This is a genomic window from Bacillus hominis, from assembly GCF_018332515.1.
GTDB classification, from domain to species: domain Bacteria; phylum Bacillota; class Bacilli; order Bacillales; family Bacillaceae_G; genus Bacillus_A; species Bacillus_A hominis.
The window spans coordinates 1-3,196 of the sequence record NZ_BOQD01000291.1 but is presented as its reverse complement, the minus strand read 5'-3'; the positions used below and the strand labels follow the sequence as shown (position 1 = coordinate 3,196).

Annotated in this window: 3 protein-coding genes; all 3 read left to right on the top strand. The window is 35.2% G+C overall.

Annotated features, from left to right (window positions below; all coding sequences use genetic code 11):
• A partial coding sequence (locus KI356_RS22605) for an AAA family ATPase (RefSeq protein WP_212936525.1) occupies window positions 1-926 on the top strand: 926 nt, incomplete at its 5' end.
• Window positions 923-2,089 (top strand): DUF58 domain-containing protein, encoded by a 1,167-nt coding sequence (locus KI356_RS22600; protein WP_128280397.1) that lies wholly within the window; start codon window positions 923-925, stop codon window positions 2,087-2,089. The genes KI356_RS22605 and KI356_RS22600, both read left to right, overlap by 4 nt.
• A complete protein-coding gene (locus KI356_RS22595) occupies window positions 2,061-3,170 on the top strand; it encodes a DUF4018 domain-containing protein (RefSeq protein WP_212936524.1) in 1,110 nt (369 codons plus the stop codon). Before KI356_RS22600 ends, KI356_RS22595 begins: the two co-directional genes overlap by 29 nt.
• Window positions 3,171-3,196: the final 26 nt, after the last annotated feature.

The window sequence follows — 3,196 nt, the reverse complement described above, 5'->3', positions numbered from 1 at the left end:
TTAATAAATTAAAAGAAAATATAGGATCTGTGTTTGTTGGTAAGGAGAATGTAATTGATTTACTACTCGTTTCATTGCTTGCTGACGGACATGTACTTCTGGAAGACGTGCCTGGCACCGGGAAAACATTACTAGCAAAAACAATTTCAAAGAGTATTGGTGGTAGTTTTTCTCGCGTTCAATTTACACCTGATGTACTTCCGAGTGATGTAACAGGTATTGAATATTTCAATCCAAAAACGAGTGAATTCGAATTAAGACTTGGACCAGTTATGACAAACATACTACTTGCTGATGAAATTAACCGTGCAATGCCTAGAACACAGTCCAGTTTATTAGAAGCAATGGAGGAACGGCAAGTAACGCTTGAAAAACAATCTACTCCTCTTCCGAAACCGTTCTTTGTTATCGCGACGCAAAATCCAATTGAATCACAAGGAACTTTCCCTCTTCCAGATGCACAGCTTGATCGATTTTTAATGACGATTTCAATTGGGTATCCGGCTCCGGAAGATGAATTAAAAATGATGCGACGTTTTCGTAATAATGCACCGTTAGAAAGCGTAACATCTGTCATTTCTTTAGAAGACATTTTAGAAGCACAGAAACAAGTGAAAGAAATTTTCGTATCAGAACCATTAGAACATTACATTATTAAGCTTGCGCAAGCTACCCGAAATCACGATTACATTGCTAACGGTGTAAGTCCGCGTGCCACACTTGCTTTAGTGCGTGCCGTTCAAGCATTAGCCTTTTTACGCGGCAGAGAATATTGTACGCCTGAAGATATACAATTTTTAGTTCCTTCTGTATGGAATCACCGTATCGTCTTATCAATGGAAGGTGCCTTACGCACGACAAAAAATGAACTCATGCAAAGGATATTAAAAGAAGTTGACGTACCAGTGGAGATTGAGCAAGCATGAATGGACAGCGTGTTGTAACTGTACCTTTATTTTTTCAACTCCATATTATTCAATTAACTGTGCCAATCGCTTTACTTTTTACGTTTTTTCTACCGCAACGAATTCTTATGTTTCTCTTTTTCTTCTACTATTTATTTGCGATTTTTATTTATAAATATGTCGCTTACATAGAGAAAAAATTTCAAGTTATAAATGAGAAACAAACGACTCGGCTTTTCCCTGATGAATCTGGACAGTTTTTTATTCATTTAAAAAATGGTGCAAACATACCACTCGTTAACGGTGTTTGTTACTTTCATTTGAATTCGTCCCTCATACCGCATAAGGATCAAGGAATTGAACAAATATCAAAAACACTATTTTCTTTCCCATTTTCACAACCTGCACATTCAGCGCAAAAATGGGATTTAACATTAACTGCAACGAAGCGTGGTGTGTTCCAAATTGAACAGTTCGAATGTGTATTAAAAGATCCTTTTCATTTGTTAACTGTACATTTACCTGTTTTCGATAAATTAAGAACAGAAATTATTGTGTATCCTTCACCTAAAGAAGTAGCAGGTTTGCAAGAACTTCAGCAACTATTAAACGGTTCTTATCGAACGAATTTCTCTTTTTACAATGATGAAACATCTATTATCGGTGTAAAAAGATATGAACGTGAGTCTTTCCGCTCTATCCATTGGAAAGCATCTGCTAAAATGCAGGAATTACAAGCAAAGCAATATGAACCTGTAAAAAATTATAGTTGGACGATTTGTCTTTCTTTAGCTGCTGATCGAGGATTCGGTTGGAAAGAGAATATAGAAGACCTTATTTCATTTACCACATACATTTGCCAATACGCAACGAAGCATCAAATTCCGTTTGAATTGTTTATTAGTGTATTAGCAGAAGGTGGTGCATTACATATACCGTTAAATGAAGGGCAAACGCAATATGCAAAGGCGCTAGAGGAATTAGCACGTATTACAGATGATAGTACGCTACTTCCGAAACAAGGATTTCTTCACTATGTAACGAGAAAAAGAGAACGCTCGTCTACAATGATATACATTGGTTTGCAGAAAAATGAGCTTCCTCTTCTAACACAACCTACGTTTCTCATTAATAATGAAGGGATGGTGGAATCAGTTGAAAACTTGGCTATATCACATTCATGATTTCATTCTGCTCCTCCTGCTTTCATTATTAACAGAAAGAGATGAACTAATTGGCATTGCTATATTTTTAACAACAGGCTATATAGGAGTATTTCTTATTTATAAATTAATGAAGAAAAAAACATCAGGATTTGTAATACTGTTAGTTCTTCAAATAGTCGGTTTTTCTTTATTTCTACCTTTTTCTCTTTTTGGCACAATCATATTACCACTATTTTTCTTTATCGTACACGCGGTCGGATCAGGATATCCAGTTCAAAAATCGTTAGGCGGTATTGTATGGTTTGTCGTTTCAGCAATATTTTATGCACCCTTTCCGCCGTTATGGAAATTATTAATGTTAGCTTTACACTTAATGATTACATTTTGGCTAACAGGGGCTAATCGCAAACAACAACTATTACGTTTTGCTTCTATCATTACAATTGGCATAATGAGTATATTAATTGTTCAAGTGTTTCCTTTCATTCGACTTATGTTTGGTTTTATGATTGAATTTATCGCATTAGGAGTCGGCTATGCTCTAATGCCATTAATTAAAGCAGCTGAAATGAAAGATACAGAAGGAGTTTGGGCGAATAAAGGACACCTCTTAAAACCACAAATTGAAGACGGGAAAAAACTTCCTGATTTTGACCCCATACTCATAAATAGCGCTACAATAATAGTCTGTACAGCCATCGCTATTTATGTCGTTTGGAAAATAGTAAAAAAACGAAAACATTTAAGTTTACCAAATATACCAGTCTTCGAATCTACAATCATTACTGATAAAGAAAGTATGAGCCAAAAACGAATGAAGCGAAATAAGCCACCACATAATGAAATTCGAAAAGAAATTTTCAAACTTGAAAGTAAACTATCCCCTCCTTTAAATCGTGAACGAGGAGAAACTGTTGAAGCTTGGATAGAAAGAATAAATCTTGAAGAAGATGTAAATATTCAGAGTCATATTATTATAGATGCTTATAATGCGGTACGGTATTCGAATCGTGAGGATATGATACTGCTTCAGGAATTTAAGGAAGAGGTTCATAAGCTTTATGCTTATCAGAAGAGTTTGAAGAAGAAGAGAAAATGATATATACAAAAAGAATCTAGTCAAAA